Genomic DNA, 14160 nt, shown 5'->3' on the forward strand with positions numbered 1-14160 from the left:
GTGACGAGCTCGCCTTCATTGGTCGGTCTCGGCGGAGCGTCCCTGTGGGACGGTCCAGGACAATGTGTATCGCCAGAACAGGCCGCGTCTGAGCCGGGCGCCGGGCAGGATGGGTTCAGCGGTGAGGGCGATCTCCTCGAACGAGTCCGCGGCCATGGCGGTGGGGGCGGTCATATGCGTTGGGGTTTTGCTTGATCGTCGCGGATGCGCGACGGCGCCGACGATCGGATTCAGGATCAGCGAGGCAATCGACCATGGAAGGTCTGCGCGCGCTTCTCGGCTGATGCCGACCACCACGAGTCGGCCACCCGGGCGCAGCAATCCGCGCGCCTTCTTGAGCGTGGCTTGCAACGGCAGATGATGCAGCACCGCCACGAAGGTGATGAGGTCGTAGCGGTTCCTGTGGGACTCGTCGAATGGTTGGGTCAGGATGCGGACGTTGGCGAGGTCTGCGGTTGTGCGCCGAGCTTGCTCCGCGGTCGGGGCATCGGGCTCGATGCCAGTAACTGCGGGAAAGACGCTGGCAAGCCGGCGGACAAGGTTGCCTGTCCCGCAGCCCACGTCCAGGGCCTCCGTTCCACCGGCCGCGCGGACACGACGTGCATGGTGGAGGACGAGTGCGGCATATGCGTCGTTGTGGGACCAGGGATGGGCGTCATTGAAGCGAGCCACGGCGGCCAGCGCTCTCTGGAAGGCACGAGACATAGTGCGACAGTATCGACGGATCTCCGTTCCGCCTGAGCGTCAAGTAGGCCGGGCGTTGAGCTGAGTCATCAATTCGCGGTTGGCCGCTCGGGCCGCGGCGAGTTCATCGCCACGTTCTTCGAGCTGGCGGCGCAGCTCGAGGAGTTGTTGCTCGCGATCGGCGAGTGCATGCTGGAGGCTGCGGACGTCGTCGGGTGCGCCCAGGCCACTGTTGAGAAAGACGTCCTCACCAAGGCTCTCTGACGGCCGGTTTTCCAGGGTCCGGACGTGCTGCTGCAGGGCAAGTCGTTACGAGCGGATGAGGATCGTCCTCGTCGAGCGGTCTACGTTCTCATTGCATGGCGTACATCCACTCACTCGTTGCCCTCGCCGAAGGACATGACCAGCCCGGCTCCGATCGCGTTGCACATCACGCTGGTTCGTCCGGATCGCGCATCGTCCATTCGAGCGGCAGCGCCGCGAACCACATCACATCGATGCGCTCGCACCGCCACACGCTGTGTGCGCGCATCGTTCCCTCGTGCACGAACCCCGCGCGGCGGGCCACCGCAGCTGACGCTTCATTGTCCGCCTCGACCGTCAGGAAGGCGCGAGCTGCGCCGAGCTCGAACAACCACCGTGTGAGCAGAACCACCGCCCGAGTCGCATACCCGCGCCCTCGCGCGCTCGGCCCGATCCAATAGCCGAACTGCGCTACGTCTGCCTTCGACCAGTCATCGACGCCGCAGCAGCCGACCAGGCCACCAGAGGCTGCGTCCGTGATCGCGAATGCAACACCAGATGGTGGCTCCGCCGCGCCGAACGCCCGCCAGCTCGACGCGAACTCGTCGATGATCGCTTCAGCGTCCTCGATCGAGAGCGGCGGAGCCGGTCGTCCGAGTCGGTCGTGGGCCCCGTTGTAGCGTCGGATCGCTGGATCGGCGAATGCTTCCGCCATGAACCCGGCGTCATCTCTCGACCACGACCGGAGAGTGACCACACCATCCGAGAGCGCCACCACCGGACTGTCGGCATCCGCTGCGCGCACGTCTATCGGCTCCCTTGGTTCCGGTTTACCCTGCACATGTCGCACGCTACGGACTGAAGCGAACCGACCGCAGCTCAAATACCGGTCCCTGCTCGCCGGCCGCCTCTGCACCGGCGAGGGCAGATGTCCGTGGAATCTCGGTCGTTCGGCTCAGTCGGAGGCACGGGGCGATGTCGAGCAGGCCATAGCACCGTGGACGGTGTCGCGCACCTGGCGAATGCCACCCAGCGCGACAGTGCACGACACAGAATCGAGCCCTCTGAAAGGTCAAGCACCGCGCGACCCGTGAGGTCATCGTCGGCGGGGTGCTGGGCTCGATCACCCGCCCGGAGGTCGTCATCGCCGGCCTCTACACCGCCGATTCCGAGCTGACAGTTGTCGGACGCACCGTTGCGCTCAGGCCTGAGCAGTCGGCCCAGCTCGCCGCCGTACTGACCCCCGCGCGCCGCCGCCACCCGTGGCCGGACGAGATCAGCTCCTACCGGTGGGGAGGACCGGACTCGAAGAAGCCGTTGATCAAGGTCGACCGGACCGTCGTGGTCGAGGTCACCGCCGACGCCGCGACCCAGGCCGGGCAGGCCCGGCACGGGATGCGGTACGTGCGCCTGCGCCCGGACCTACGGCCCGAGGACCTGCCCGTGCTTGCGGCCGAGCTTGGCGCCGGCTGATCGGACCTGGATCGTGGAAGGGTGGAGATAGACGCCTCGGTCGTTGAGCTGTACGGGCTGCCACCGGAGCAGTTCGTGGCCGCCCGCAACCAGCTCGCAAGAGCGGTCCGAGGCCACGGTGACGAGGTGGCCCCCGCGGCGATCGTTGCCCTGCGCAAGCCCACGATCGCTGCCTGGCTCGCCAACCAGCTCGTCCGCGCCGACCCCGACGGTATTCATGCCCTGACAGAGTTGGGGGAGCAGCTGCGCGAGACCTATCTGACCGCCGACAGCGGGCGTCGGCGCGAGCTGACCCGGCAGCGCCACGACCTGGTCGGCGATCTCGTCCACGTCGCGAGCTGGCGTGCCGCCGGTGGTCGGCGCGTCACCGCGCAGACCACGGAGCGGTTGACCGAAACTCTCGACGCCGCCCTCGTCGACCCCGGCGCTGCCCAGCTGTTGCGGACCGGGCAGCTGTCCAGCGCGCTACGCCATGTCGGGTTCGGAGTGGTCGACGAGAACGGCGACCCGGCCCAGCTCGCCCCGATCAGGCCCCGCGTCGTTCGCCGCTCCCAACCTGCGTCCAAGGCCCCGACGCCCAAGCCTGCCAAGCGCGCCACTGCACCAACCGAAAGCCGGGCCAAGGTCGACCGGACCCTCGCGCAACGCCGGGCCGCGCAGCAGAAACGCCTCGGGGCGGCCGAAGCCGACTACACCGCAGCCGAGACCGACCGCGACCAGGCCGAGCGGCTCCTCGACGCGCACCAGCACCGGATCGCCGACCTGCAAGCCGACCTCGACCGGCTCAACGACCAACTCGAGCAGACCCGCCAAGCCCTCCGCGACGCCCGCAAACAACTCCCGCGACTCCAACGCGCCTTCCACCACGCGGCCCGCAACGCCGCCGCCGTCCGGAAACGCCGCGACACCGAGCAGCAGCGGCTGAACGCGCTGGAACCCTGAGCCCAGCGCCCGATTCGTGTGAGGCTTGGCGCATGGCGGCCGAGCATTTTCGTGACAGCCGATCAGTGATCGACAAGTTGTACGCGGGGTTGGAGACCCGGACCCGGACGATCGGGCAGGCCTTCGGAATCCTCCTGCACAGTTGGACCTGAACGGCGGCGTCGCGTTCGGGGTCCTCAAGCGCGGAGCGGCCGAGGGCTCCAGTTGGCGTACTTGCTACTCGGTCGAGCCGCCGCCGGGGTTGCGGCGGTTCAGGTCGGCTGTGCGGACCTGTTCGGCCGAGGCCGCAAGGGCGGAAACCCGGCGGGCCAGGTCCGGGTGGTTCGCGCTCAGCGCGGAGCCGGCCTCGAGCAGGGGGGCGACGAGTTCGGCGGCGTCGTTATTGCCGAGCGCGTCGTTCACCCTGGCGACCAGCCGTGCATGCTGGCCGGCGCCGGCCGCACCATCGGTACCTTCTGTGGCGGGCAGTGCTGTGATCTGGCCGGCGATGCTGCGCAGTACGGCGGCGTTGTCGCGGGCCCATCCGGCCACCGCACGGTCCCCTGCCCGGCGGTCGCGTGTGGCGCGCATCCGCTGGTCACGGGTGGTCGTGTGTGATTCGGCGCCGTCGCGTTGCGTCCGCAGGTAGCGTGATTCGGCGGCCTGCCGGCTGGACACTCCGAGCGCGGGGGCGATGTCGGTCCACGTCACGCCCCGCTGGCGAGCGGCGGCGACCAACGTCGGTTCCCAGCGTGCGAGATAGGCCCGTAGCCGGCGCAGTTCGGTCAGGGCGACCAGGAGCCGGTCGGCGGCCACAGTCTCGCCGGACGCGCCGTCGTGGTCCGGCCCTGCGGTCGCCCCCACTGCGTCGAGATGGGCCACGGTGTTCTCCAGCAGCCTCAGCGCGTCACCTGCTGATGGCGCGTCACGCTCCGGCCCCGCGGGGGCCGTGGCCTTTCTCCGCCGACGTTCCGACACGAATCCTCCAAGCATCCAATGTGTCATCCGAATCTTGACGAGCGCTCTTGTCAACGTTTCGATGACATGCTATATCGGGAAGTGGTGCTGAGCACTACACAGAACGCGAGACAGGTTCACACCCAAGGGGCCGACAGGAGGTACAGGCAAGATGTTGATCCGAACCGATCCGTTCCGTGAGCTGGACCGCCTCACCCAGCAGTTCTTCGGAGGTACGAGTACGCCGGGCACCTGGGCGCGGCCGAATCCGATGCCGATGGACGCTTACCGCGCCGGCGACCAGTACGTCGTCTCGTTCGACCTGCCCGGTGTAGCGCTGGACGCGATCGACCTGGATGTCGAGCGCAACGTGCTGACCGTGAAGGCCGAACGGCGACCACCCGAGGTCGGCGAGGACGTCGAGATGCAGGTGTCGGAGCGCCGCTCGGGGTGTTCTCGCGGCAGCTGTTCCTCGGCGAGACCCTGGATGCCGATCGGATCGAGGCCGAGTACGACTCCGGTGTGCTGATGCTGCGGATCCCGATCGCCGAGCAGGCCAAGCCACGCAAGATTGCCATCGCCAACACCGGCAGCGAGCACAAGCAGATCGACGCCTGACCGACGGAGGCCGTCGTAGTGCGTCGCCGTGAAGGCAGAGGCAGTGTTGGGCTTGGCTGAGTGCGCTGGGCAAGGCGCGAGGAGTTGGTGAGTGCAGATGTCTGAGACAACCATGGCTGCAGGTCTGGCCGATGAGCTCGACATGTTCTGGGACGGCGTAGGTGACGACCCGGAGCTGTTGCGCGCCGAGTTCGACGACCTGATCGCCGCCTGCTGGGATGACTCACCGCCCGCGCCGCCGAGCCGGCCGCGCCGCCCGGGCCCTAAACCCCGGCCGGCGCGGCCGCCGGGGCGGACGACAGCTTGTCCTGACCCGCACGGACCGCTGCATAGCCTCGAGGCCCGGCAGCGTGGACCCCCGCGGTGAATCCGGGAGATCCACCGCCTGGTTCCGGCATCACCGACCCGAAGCTCGGGTTCGACGTCCTGGTGGCGCTGCTGCCGCGGCCTCTCACATTGACAGGAGGTGATATCTCAAGCCGAGAACCGCATGTACGAGGGACCGGCGATGTGGTCGCTTGCGACTCCTTTCCTCTATGCGTCTTCAGCCACCGACGCCCTGTCCTCTTGGACGCGACAAGTCACGCAGCACCGTGGTTCTAATGACGTCCCGGGCGCTGCTCGGCCACCCGCCACATCGCCCCGTCCCACCTCCCGCGTCCCTCCCGCACCCACCGTGTTGTCCTTTGACCCCGACCGATCCATCCACCAGGGGTGGAGACCATGATGACTACTCCCCAACCCGACCGTGACACCTTCCGGACACAGACACCCCCTAGCCCGTGGGCGACCCCGCCGGCCAGGGGCGCAGGTAGCGTCGCCGAGCTGGGCGACGGACCATTTCCGGCGCGGGTGGACGTGCTGATCGGCGGCCGCTGGATGACCACCACCGCTCACGCGGTCCGGCACGGCCGCCGTGGTGCCCAGGCACTCATCGGTCAATCAGGCCGACTGGTCTGGATCAGCATCGATCGGGTCCGTCGAACCCACCAGCGCCACACAACCAGGCACGAGGCGCACCTTGACCGCGACACCACTCACGCCGACGGTTCCGGAGACGACGAGTTCGGGAGGGACGGGTCATGACATCGACCGGGCACACCGACCTGTACAAGGTCCTGGGAGTGTCGTCGGACGCCGACGCGCACCAGCTCGACCAGGCATTCCGGGCACTGGCCCGACAACACCATCCCGACGCTAGAACCAGCGACCAGGCCGGCGAGAACACCACCGGGCAACCCGGCGACAGTCAACGGTTTCAAGAGATTCTGGCCGCCTACGCCGTCCTGCGCGATCCGGTGGCCCGCGCGGCCCACGACCGCGCGACGCACGCCGTGGCCCAAACAGCACGCACGAGCCTCGCCGAGCCCGCTCCGCCCGGCCAACCGGCGATGTCATCGCCTCGTGCCGAGCCGCCGCTTCGGGTCGGCCCCCTTCACTGGGCACCAGCCACCCCTGGACGCGGCAGACCGCCAGACGCGCACGTGGGTCACCGGCGGGCATCCCGGCCGCCGACGAAGGAGTCGCCATGAGCTTCCACGCCGACGCGGCCGCCGACCTCCTGGCAGCCGCTGCACTCCCAACCCTCGACGGGCACCCCAACACGGCCTCGATCGAGATGGCCCGGGTCCATGCGACCCTCGCCCTGGCGGAGTCGATCGACCGGGCAACCCAAACACTCGCCACAGCCATCGCGAACCTGGAGACCCGCACAGCACGCGACGCCGCAGCCAGTAGATGAGATCTCGCCGAAGGCCTTGTCCGAAGCGGGCCAGAAACAAGACCGGGAAGCACATTACGAAGGCGTACAGCGTGCCTTCGAGACGTCGCTGGCCAAGCTCGGCCTGACCAGAAGAGGAAGAGGTGGCGGCCAAGATGACGCTGCGACGCGAAGCGTTCCTCAATCACGTGAAGGAACGCGGCGAATACGGCACTACGGAGGAAGCCGAGCGCGCGGCCCGCGTGGTGCTCGCCCTGCTCGGCGCGCATCTGGTCGGCGACGTCCGCGCCCATCTCGCCGCGCGCCTGCCGGAGGGCTTTGCCCTGATCCTGCTCAACCCGCTGCAGAGCGCCGAACCGCTACCCCCGGAGCGGTTCGTCCGGGCGACCGCCGCCTGGATCGAGGGCGCCACCGAACAGACCGCGGCCTGGGACGTCAGCGCCGTGCTGTCCACCGTCGCCGACGCAGCCGACGATGACCTGCTGAAGCAGATCCTGCTCCAGCTCCCCGACGGCTACGACCTCCTCTTCGGCCACCCCCAGCCCATCTGACCATGATGGCTGGTGCGCGCCCAGCGGCGCATGATGCCTGAGGATCGTGATGCGGTTCGTGGTGCGAACTCACGGAGACCCATAAGGAATCTTACGGGCGGTGCAGGCGGCCCTGTGAGCAAAAGCGCTGGTAGAGAGCAGATGCGACGCTGTACGTCTTCCTCGTAATGAGAGGGTCGACGGTCTGGGTTCAACGGTCCTTTGTGACCTGGCGAAGGCCGGCGATCTCCATCGCATCCGGGCCGGTCGGTGCCCGGGCGACTGCGCCGATCGGGTTGAGATAGGGGCCCCGGCACCGCCGGACAATCAAGCGCTGCCCGTTCGATTCGGACTACTCGCCCGCGAAGCCGATGATGGCGGCCCCAGCGAAGTAAACTCGCCGAGAGTCCAGCGGAAGGTCGGTCCGTGCGCACAAAACCGCAGGCGCGCACCTGATGTCGAATACCTCTGCAAGCACCTGCACAACGCCACCAGCTCAACTTCCGTGACAGCGACTTGCTAACAGCGGCTCAGCGATGATCAAAAGTACTGACGTGTTATCCCTCGGCGCGCCGGCGCCAGTAGGCCAGGTTGTCGCGAATCACGACGATGTCAGGGTGGTCCGGGCCAAGTAGCCGCAGCTGGTCGGCGAGCAGTTCCTCGATCGTTGTGGCCGCGCCTGCGGCATCCCCGGCCTCTCCGCGCCAGTAGGCCAGGTTGCCGCGGGTCACCAGGATGTCGGGATGGTCCGGGTCCAGGACTTCTAGTTGGTCGGCAAGAACCTCCTTGAGAACGGTGACCGCGCCTGCGTGATCGCCGCCCTTGCCGCGATAGCGGGCCAGGCTCCGGCGGCTCTTGAGCGTGTCGGGGTGGTCGGGGCCTAGGACTCTCACCTGATCGGCGAGAAGTTCCTCATAAGCGGCGGCCGCGGATACAGGCTGCCCGGCGTGTTCAGAACAGAGGGCCAGGCTGGCGCGGGTCTTGAGGGTGTTGCGTGTGGTCGGGGCCCAGGACGCTTACCTGGTCGGCGAGAAGTTCTTTGAGAGCGGTGGCGGCGCCCGCGTGGTCGCCGGCCGCGTCGCGTACCCATCGCCAGTTTGTATAGCGCAACCATTCTGGTTACATTGGCTGTACGCGAGAGGAGTCGACACCGTGTCGAACGAACTGCACTACGAAGTGATGACCGTGCGCCGTGAAGGCGTGACGCGGGATCTGCCTGAAGGTGATGTCGAGCTGCGGTGGGTGGCGAACAGCGCCACGCTGATCTGGGGTGAGCGGGACGCCGTTCTGGTGGACACGTTCACCACCGTCGAGCAGAACGAGCGGCTGATCGAGTGGGTCCGCGGGCACGACAGGAAGCTCACCGCGGTGTACCTCACGCACGGCCACGGCGACCACGTGTTCGGTATCGGGGCGCTGCGTGGAGCGTTCCCGGAGGCTCGCATCCTGGCCACCGAGGGAACGATCGCACAACTGCGCATCCAGGCCTCGCCGGAGTACGTCGCGGGCTTCTGGGAGAAGCTGTTCCCGGGTCAGATCCCTGCGATCGAGTTCCCGGAAACCCTCGACAGCGACACCTTCGAGCTCGAGGGAAACGAGCTGCGGATCATCGAGACAGGCCAAACCGACACCGAGTCGACCACGTCGCTGTGGGTGCCCAGCCTCGGCTTGCTCGTCGCCGGCGATGTGGTCTACAACGCCACTTATCCGTACCTCGCCGAGACCACCCCGGCCACTCGGCAGAACTGGATTCACGCTCTGGAGCAGCTGAAGGCACTGACTCCTGCCTTCGTCGTCAGCGGGCACAAGCAGCCGCAGAACGGCGACTCGCCCGCCGACATCGACGCGACCATCGACTACCTGCGCGATGTCGACGAGATCGCGGCGACCTCCGCGGACGCCCTCGACTTCTACCGGAAACTGCTCGCCAAGCAGCCGGGGCGAACGAACGTCGGTTCCGCATGGGGTACAGCGAAACTCGTCACGGGAGCTCCGGTCGCCGGACAAAGCGCATGAGCGCGAACTCCCGACTGGCGCTCGCCGTTCATTCGCTGGAATGGATCGAGCTGCGCGCCAGACTGAACAACGGCGCAGCGACCTCGGACGGCATCGCTGGCAGCGTGAAGACGAATCCGGTCCTGATCCGCCGATTGCTGGGCCGCCTCAGAGAGGCCGGACTCGTCCATTCCCAGCGTGGAGCCAACGCGGGCTGGGTACTGGCCCGGCCCGCTGACGAGATCACCTTGGCCGACGTACGTCGTGCGCTCGACGACGGGCCGTTGTTCGGCTTGCACACCTCGCCGCCGTCCGAGAACTGCCCGATCGGCCGCAGTATCCGGCCCACCCTCGGCGAGGTCTACCGCGAGGCGGAACGCGCAGCCGACGAACGCCTCGCCACCGTCACGATCGCGGCATCACTGGATGCGACGCTGGCAGCATCCCATTACACGGTGGAGAACGGCTTTCAATGACGGCGGCGGCTTCGCGGAAACTGCGGGCAGCACCGTCAGCTTCAACACCGCGCAGTTCACCGCCGGCTCCACCGCACCCGGCTCCGCGCAGCTCTAACGCCCGCAGCGCGCGTCGCATGAGCCTTCGAAGTCCGACATCGATCAGCTGCTGATCAACTCCGGTGGTCCAGCGAACGTCCGGACGATCGAAGTGCCGACCAAACCGCGCACGTGGGCGCCGGGCATCCAGTGACCAATCATGTCCCCAACCGCCGCGATCGCCCCGGTTCCTACTCGTGGTGCGGGACGTGGTGCGAAACGGCGAAGAAGCATGAGAATCCCGGCTGGTCGGTGACCACTCAACCGGAAGTGCCTCATGAGAGCGGGCGAAGCGTCCTCCTCGTAATGAGAAGGTCGTCGGTTCGATTCCGGCAGCGGCTCCACGTCTGACCCCACAGGTCAGAGGCCACTCTCCGACGCTGGGGGTTCGTCGTCCGAGCCCTCCGCACCCTCTGCCGAGCTGTCTGGCCGCAACGTCCGGATCTGCCGATGTGCGGACGCGGTGTCCGAATCTGAACCGACCAAGGACATACCGTTGACACATGGCCGAGGTCCGGATCGTCGGCGCGGAGGTTCGGACGGAGCTCGACGTGCACCGAAGCCTCGAGCGGCAACTTGAGTTTGGCGAGTACTACGGGCGAAATGTCGCCGCGCTGCGGGATCGTCTCCTGACGGACGTACCGCGGCCAGTGCGTATCGTCTGGCTCGACTCGCGCATCAGTCGATCGCGGCTCGGCGAGGAGGTCTTCGACAAGATCGTTGGGGTCTTTGCCGAGGCGGCGGCGCAGGATCTCGCGTTCGGTTGGAACGAACGATTCGAGTTCGAGCTTCAATGACGGGCGCCTTGAGCCAGCCAGCTGGAGTAGCCAGTCGCACGGATCTGCCGCGATACGCGCGGTCCTGCCCGATGAGCGGTTCCTAACCGCGGGTGATCCCGAACCCGCTCGGATCCTCTTCGAACTGTTCGCAGCCGTCATGCTCGAACCGAGCACAGCCATCGAACGAAGACGACGCAGAGGAGCAAACGCCCCAGTCGGCACCGATCCGGCCGCCCAGAGCCAACCAGTGAACGCAGCCACCGCACTGCTGCCAGTACCATTCTTCTCGATACCCCGGGTCTCCAGTGCGACGGTTCAAGCGCTCCCCCCAGCGCGAGTGGATCGCCTTACGCTGTTGTTCGTCCACGTGCCGGAGTGTCGCACGGAGACGACCGCTCATGCCGCGGAGAGTGAATCGCGGTCATGCCGAATTCAGGATGTCTCCTCGCTGGCGTGTCTGCGTCTTTCACGCTCATGCCGTGACGAGGCGCGAGCCGGTCAGTAACCTCGGACTCGTGTCCAGCAAGTCAGAGCGACGGGCGGCGCGCTCGATAGTCGCGGATTACCACGACGCGCAACTGGCTGACCTGGTCGCCCATGTCGGGGCCGCCATCGATCGCTACCGTGCCAGCGAACTTGATGCGTTCGACGTCGATCGAGTCCTCTTCCAGTACTCTCGCGCGGCAAAAGAACTGTGGAAGTTCTGCAACTACCTACAAGTCGAGGTGGCAGCGGCCATGATCCAGGAGCAGCCACCCAACGACTGGTGGGAACGCGGAGCGCCAAGAGAGCGATGACGACAGGCGGCTCCGCGGCTCCGAACACGCCCTCATCTGCCGCTGTCCGTGCGCGGTCATGCCCCGTGAGCACTACGCGGGGAGGGACGTGGCATGGTGCTCGCGTGAACGAGGGCCAGGAAGGCAGTGCGTTGCGGGTGCCCGACGCTGAACTGGAGTTTGGGCCAGACTTGGTCATGCACGATCGGGGTCAACTGTTCACGGGCATCGCCGTCGAGGTCATGGTGGACGGCGCCCGTAGCGAACTCTCTTATGTCGACGGTCTACAGCATGGACCGGCTCGGGACTCGGATGCCTCAGGACGGCTCCGAGCCGAGGACTTCTGGCGTGCCAACGTTCGCCATGGCGTGAGTCGTACCTACGACGACATCGGTGCTGTGATCTCAGAGCAGTGGTGGGATCACGACAGGAGGGTGAACGCTCCACCGTCTGACGCATAAGGCTCCCGGCCATGCCTCTCAGTCCCGCGCCGGACGAAACGTCCGCTCATGCCGCCGACAGTGAAAGCCCGGAACTGCCGATGTGCGGACGCGCTAGGTCGGGCAGACTGGCCACATGTCGGTGACCGAAGCAACGTTCGCGGATCAACTGGTCGCGGAGGCTCCTGAGGCCAGAGCCGTCGTAGATGAGCACCTTCTCGACCAGGACGGCGAGCTGCTCCTGCATCTGTTGATGTCGGATCTCCTCCGATTCGTCGTGCAGAAGTTTCATGGCGGTGAGCGCGATGTCGCCCGACGATGCTTGGATTTCGTGGATCGAGCCCTCCGCGACGGTGACGAGAGCGTTGCTAACGCCGTCGCTGTGTCGTTCGTGGAAAACGTCGGCTCCGGCCCCGGAGAGACGGACGCGTTCGTAGCCTCTTGGCCCACGGCCCTGCTCGCTGAGAAGGCCAGACAAGACGCTTGGCGAGAGTGACCGCCACACGCGCTCGCAGCGCCCACCTTGCGAAATCGATCCGACATCCGCACATGCCGCCGAGAGTGAAGCGCGACCAATGCCGATGTGCGCGCGTCACTGCCAGCCGACCCGACGGAGAGTCAGATCGATCTCCTGATCGCTGGCGTACCACTTCCAAGAGCGCAGCTCGACCAAGCGGATCAATCCGAGGAGCGCCACAGGGTCGTCCGCGACGTACTCCTCGTCACCCCTGTGTGCGATCACTCCGTCTCCAACGGCGGCAACTTCGAAGCCGAGCGACTCGATGGCCAGGATGGCCGGAACGACGGTGTTCCCGGCTTGAGCTAGGCGTCTTGTCATGGCCGCATGATGGCATCCGAGACGTCCGGATCAGCCGCGTTCCGCGCGCTCATAGCCGATGAGCGCATGTGCCAAACGCGCGACTGCGATGATGTCTCCGTGACGCGCGACCGATTTGCCGACCGCCTGGATGCGTCGACCTACGAGGAGGACGACCAGACTGTGGGTGTGTTCGAGTCCAGCCCGGCGGAGCAGGACTCACTCTGGCTGTCTGGTCGGCTATTTCATCGCTTGACCGGCGTAGCAGAGGCCTACGAGCTGCACACCCTTCCAATGCTGGGCGGTTCCGAGCCCGTGCGGCTAGACCCGCTGCGATGCGAGTCGCTCCTCGACGAGCTGGCGTTTGTAGCCGATCGGCTGAACGATCCGTTGGCGGTTAAGACCGCACAGGTCATCGCCGACTACGTTGCCCTTCGCACGAGGCGGCCAGCATGGGCTGGCCCAATCACCTTCGAGGGCGACTGACCGAACGTCCTCAACTGCCGCAGATAGTACGGCTCGGTCATTCCGAGGAGAGTGCGGGCCGCGGCCACTGGCTGATTGCCGATCGGTCCCCAACGAGATGGTTGCGACCTTCCCATGTCCCCGGCGGATGGTGTTGGATTTTGGCGGGATCTGGATCGAACTTATCGGGAGGATGTCGATGGACCTCACTGCGACCTGGGCTGTCACCTCGGAACCTGACCGGTTCGCCGCACACGCTCGCGACGGTATCGCCCCGCTCCTCGACTGGTCGCCGACGGAGGACGCCGGCAACGTTCGTGCGCCGTGGGGCGTGCTTGGGTGTCGTCAGATCGACCTCGATGCATCAGCCGAACTCGTGCAGAGGTGGGCGAAGGCCGATGGCCCGCCGCTGCTGCTGATCGGAGTGTTCGACAGCGACGGGGCCGATGTCGTCTCTTATGGATCAACCGGCGCGTCGCGTACGTTCATCGATCTCGAGGGGTACGCTTCATCGATCTTCCCGGGGTACGCGCCGTTCGACGACGAGGGCAACATGCTCGAGGGGGCGGCGCGCGAGGAGCTCGAGAAGAGGTCCGAGCTCGAGTTCAACCGCGTGTGCGCGATGCTCCGGGACCACAGCTCACCGGCCACAGTCGCCGCTGCCGCGCTCCGTGACTGGGCGCTGGAGTCTGGCTTGGCCGTTGAGCCTGTCGAGCGCATCAAGGAGCTCCTGGGCCGCCGCGATGTCTTCGTCGAAGACACAGTCTGGGCCCTCCTCGCCGCACTCGGAGTGCGGGCATCCTGAGGATGTGCAAGCCGTCCGCGACGATTCTGGCGCTCTTGCCAGACGTCGCCGATCTGCCGCAGATAGTAAGGCGCCGTCATGCCGATGAGCGATCGCGCCATGGGACAGACTGTCGGCATGGATCGCGAGGGTCGTCAGGAACTCCACTACCGGGCTTTTGAACGCGACATCCCAGGCATCCGAAACCGCCTGGCCGCGGGGGACGACATCGGCCTGGCCGACAGGCAAGGCTTCACGGCTCTGCACTTCGCTGCGCAGCAGTCGCAGACCGAGGCGGTGAGCGTGCATCTAGTGTCGCGTGTCATTAATTAGGTAACGGTTGATGGTGGGTCAGTATGGAGTATGGCGAACCGTCCTGCTGCTGCGCTGGTGCTTCGTGAGGG

19 protein-coding genes and 2 pseudogenes are annotated in these 14160 nt (G+C 66.6%); 15 read left to right on the forward strand and 6 right to left on the reverse strand.

The genetic code is table 11. The features are described from left to right. Positions 1 to 15: 15 nt before the first annotated feature. Both AB0E63_RS31575 and AB0E63_RS31580 read right to left on the reverse strand, forming a co-directional pair. A complete protein-coding gene (locus tag AB0E63_RS31575) occupies positions 16 to 705 on the reverse strand; it encodes a class I SAM-dependent methyltransferase (protein ID WP_360374364.1) in 690 nt (229 codons plus the stop codon). 409 nt (positions 706 to 1114) lie between these two features. Beyond that, the gene (locus AB0E63_RS31580; protein WP_360374366.1) at positions 1115 to 1843 is read right to left on the reverse strand and encodes a GNAT family protein; all 729 of its coding nucleotides are present in this window, start codon (positions 1841 to 1843) and stop codon (positions 1115 to 1117) included. Between the two features lie 194 nt (positions 1844 to 2037). Between AB0E63_RS31580 and AB0E63_RS31585 the strand changes: the two genes are divergently transcribed. Beyond that, the gene (locus AB0E63_RS31585; RefSeq protein WP_360374368.1) at positions 2038 to 2400 is read left to right on the forward strand and encodes a hypothetical protein; all 363 of its coding nucleotides are present in this window, start codon (positions 2038 to 2040) and stop codon (positions 2398 to 2400) included. Positions 2401 to 2421: 21 nt separating this feature from the next. Next, positions 2422 to 3342 carry a hypothetical protein gene (locus AB0E63_RS31590; RefSeq protein ID WP_360374370.1) on the forward strand — a complete coding sequence of 307 codons (921 nt, stop codon included), beginning with the start codon at positions 2422 to 2424 and terminating at the stop codon, positions 3340 to 3342. Between the two features lie 216 nt (positions 3343 to 3558). On the opposite strand, the gene AB0E63_RS31595 is transcribed toward AB0E63_RS31590, so the two are convergent. Beyond that, positions 3559 to 4203, reverse strand: a complete 645-nt coding sequence (locus AB0E63_RS31595; RefSeq protein WP_360374372.1) for a hypothetical protein — start codon at positions 4201 to 4203, stop codon at positions 3559 to 3561. A gap of 352 nt (positions 4204 to 4555) precedes the next feature. Here AB0E63_RS31595 and AB0E63_RS31600 point away from each other — a divergent pair. The 5 genes and pseudogenes from AB0E63_RS31600 to AB0E63_RS31620 form a co-directional block, all read left to right on the forward strand. Then, positions 4556 to 4797, forward strand: a pseudogene (locus AB0E63_RS31600) (Hsp20/alpha crystallin family protein); the annotation flags it as partial. Positions 4798 to 4993: 196 nt separating this feature from the next. Continuing rightward, positions 4994 to 5263, forward strand: coding sequence for a hypothetical protein (locus tag AB0E63_RS31605; protein ID WP_360374374.1), 270 nt, complete (start codon positions 4994 to 4996; stop codon positions 5261 to 5263). Between the two features lie 715 nt (positions 5264 to 5978). Next, the gene (locus AB0E63_RS31610; RefSeq protein WP_360374376.1) at positions 5979 to 6428 is read left to right on the forward strand and encodes a J domain-containing protein; all 450 of its coding nucleotides are present in this window, start codon (positions 5979 to 5981) and stop codon (positions 6426 to 6428) included. Continuing rightward, positions 6425 to 6637, forward strand: coding sequence for a hypothetical protein (locus AB0E63_RS31615; RefSeq protein ID WP_360374378.1), 213 nt, complete (start codon positions 6425 to 6427; stop codon positions 6635 to 6637). The genes AB0E63_RS31610 and AB0E63_RS31615 overlap by 4 nt, the downstream gene beginning before the upstream one ends. A 122-nt stretch (positions 6638 to 6759) precedes the next feature. Beyond that, on the forward strand, positions 6760 to 7167 hold the full coding sequence (locus tag AB0E63_RS31620; protein WP_360374380.1) for a DUF2267 domain-containing protein: 408 nt from the start codon (positions 6760 to 6762) through the stop codon (positions 7165 to 7167). Between the two features lie 536 nt (positions 7168 to 7703). Here the strand turns inward: AB0E63_RS31620 and AB0E63_RS31625 are convergent. After that, on the reverse strand, positions 7704 to 7877 hold the full coding sequence (locus AB0E63_RS31625) for a hypothetical protein (protein ID WP_360374400.1): 174 nt from the start codon (positions 7875 to 7877) through the stop codon (positions 7704 to 7706). Positions 7878 to 7895: 18 nt separating this feature from the next. Further along, positions 7896 to 8123 (reverse strand): annotated as a pseudogene (locus AB0E63_RS31630) (tetratricopeptide repeat protein); the annotation flags it as partial. 175 nt (positions 8124 to 8298) lie between these two features. On the opposite strand from AB0E63_RS31630, the gene AB0E63_RS31635 reads away from it, so the two are divergent. The 5 genes from AB0E63_RS31635 to AB0E63_RS31655 all read left to right on the forward strand — a co-directional run bounded on the left by AB0E63_RS31635 (position 8299) and on the right by AB0E63_RS31655 (position 12186). Next, positions 8299 to 9162: an MBL fold metallo-hydrolase gene (locus tag AB0E63_RS31635; protein WP_360374382.1), complete on the forward strand. Its 864-nt coding sequence runs from the start codon at positions 8299 to 8301 to the stop codon at positions 9160 to 9162. Then, the gene (locus AB0E63_RS31640) at positions 9159 to 9617 is read left to right on the forward strand and encodes an Rrf2 family transcriptional regulator (RefSeq protein ID WP_360374384.1); all 459 of its coding nucleotides are present in this window, start codon (positions 9159 to 9161) and stop codon (positions 9615 to 9617) included. Before AB0E63_RS31635 ends, AB0E63_RS31640 begins: the two co-directional genes overlap by 4 nt. Positions 9618 to 10198: 581 nt before the next feature. Beyond that, positions 10199 to 10492: a barstar family protein gene (locus AB0E63_RS31645; protein ID WP_360374386.1), complete on the forward strand. Its 294-nt coding sequence runs from the start codon at positions 10199 to 10201 to the stop codon at positions 10490 to 10492. Positions 10493 to 10953: 461 nt separating this feature from the next. Continuing rightward, on the forward strand, positions 10954 to 11271 hold the full coding sequence (locus tag AB0E63_RS31650) for a hypothetical protein (RefSeq protein WP_360374388.1): 318 nt from the start codon (positions 10954 to 10956) through the stop codon (positions 11269 to 11271). 555 nt (positions 11272 to 11826) lie between these two features. After that, the gene (locus tag AB0E63_RS31655) at positions 11827 to 12186 is read left to right on the forward strand and encodes a hypothetical protein (protein WP_360374390.1); all 360 of its coding nucleotides are present in this window, start codon (positions 11827 to 11829) and stop codon (positions 12184 to 12186) included. A gap of 96 nt (positions 12187 to 12282) precedes the next feature. Here the strand turns inward: AB0E63_RS31655 and AB0E63_RS31660 are convergent, their stop codons facing one another. Continuing rightward, entirely contained in the window at positions 12283 to 12528 is a 246-nt protein-coding gene (locus AB0E63_RS31660; RefSeq protein ID WP_360374392.1) for a hypothetical protein, read from the reverse strand. Between the two features lie 6 nt (positions 12529 to 12534). Between AB0E63_RS31660 and AB0E63_RS31665 the strand changes: the two genes are divergently transcribed. The 3 genes from AB0E63_RS31665 to AB0E63_RS31675 all read left to right on the forward strand — a co-directional run bounded on the left by AB0E63_RS31665 (position 12535) and on the right by AB0E63_RS31675 (position 14089). Next, a complete protein-coding gene (locus AB0E63_RS31665; protein ID WP_360374394.1) occupies positions 12535 to 12993 on the forward strand; it encodes a hypothetical protein in 459 nt (152 codons plus the stop codon). 178 nt (positions 12994 to 13171) lie between these two features. Next, positions 13172 to 13777 carry a hypothetical protein gene (locus tag AB0E63_RS31670; protein ID WP_360374396.1) on the forward strand — a complete coding sequence of 202 codons (606 nt, stop codon included), beginning with the start codon at positions 13172 to 13174 and terminating at the stop codon, positions 13775 to 13777. Positions 13778 to 13855: 78 nt separating this feature from the next. Next, positions 13856 to 14089 carry a hypothetical protein gene (locus AB0E63_RS31675; protein WP_360374398.1) on the forward strand — a complete coding sequence of 78 codons (234 nt, stop codon included), beginning with the start codon at positions 13856 to 13858 and terminating at the stop codon, positions 14087 to 14089. The last annotated feature ends 71 nt before the right edge of the window (positions 14090 to 14160 follow it).

Origin of the sequence: Kribbella sp. NPDC026596, from assembly GCF_040638415.1 — a bacterium.
Lineage (GTDB): Bacteria > Actinomycetota > Actinomycetes > Propionibacteriales > Kribbellaceae > Kribbella.

Bases quoted from the DNA above. Each gene is read 5' to 3' on its own strand.
- AB0E63_RS31615 (WP_360374378.1), top strand. From the start codon at position 6,425: ATGAGCTTCCACGCCGACGCGGCCGCCGACCTCCTGGCAGCCGCTGCA.
- AB0E63_RS31665 (WP_360374394.1), top strand. From the start codon at position 12,535: ATGATGGCATCCGAGACGTCCGGATCAGCCGCGTTCCGCGCGCTCATA.
- AB0E63_RS31605 (WP_360374374.1), top strand. From the start codon at position 4,994: ATGTCTGAGACAACCATGGCTGCAGGTCTGGCCGATGAGCTCGACATG.
- AB0E63_RS31675 (WP_360374398.1), top strand. From the start codon at position 13,856: ATGCCGATGAGCGATCGCGCCATGGGACAGACTGTCGGCATGGATCGC.
- AB0E63_RS31640 (WP_360374384.1), top strand. From the start codon at position 9,159: ATGAGCGCGAACTCCCGACTGGCGCTCGCCGTTCATTCGCTGGAATGG.
- AB0E63_RS31660 (WP_360374392.1), bottom strand. From the start codon at position 12,528: ATGACAAGACGCCTAGCTCAAGCCGGGAACACCGTCGTTCCGGCCATC.
- AB0E63_RS31670 (WP_360374396.1), top strand. From the start codon at position 13,172: ATGGACCTCACTGCGACCTGGGCTGTCACCTCGGAACCTGACCGGTTC.
- AB0E63_RS31655 (WP_360374390.1), top strand. From the start codon at position 11,827: ATGTCGGTGACCGAAGCAACGTTCGCGGATCAACTGGTCGCGGAGGCT.
- AB0E63_RS31575 (WP_360374364.1), bottom strand. From the start codon at position 705: ATGTCTCGTGCCTTCCAGAGAGCGCTGGCCGCCGTGGCTCGCTTCAAT.
- AB0E63_RS31610 (WP_360374376.1), top strand. From the start codon at position 5,979: ATGACATCGACCGGGCACACCGACCTGTACAAGGTCCTGGGAGTGTCG.
- AB0E63_RS31645 (WP_360374386.1), top strand. From the start codon at position 10,199: ATGGCCGAGGTCCGGATCGTCGGCGCGGAGGTTCGGACGGAGCTCGAC.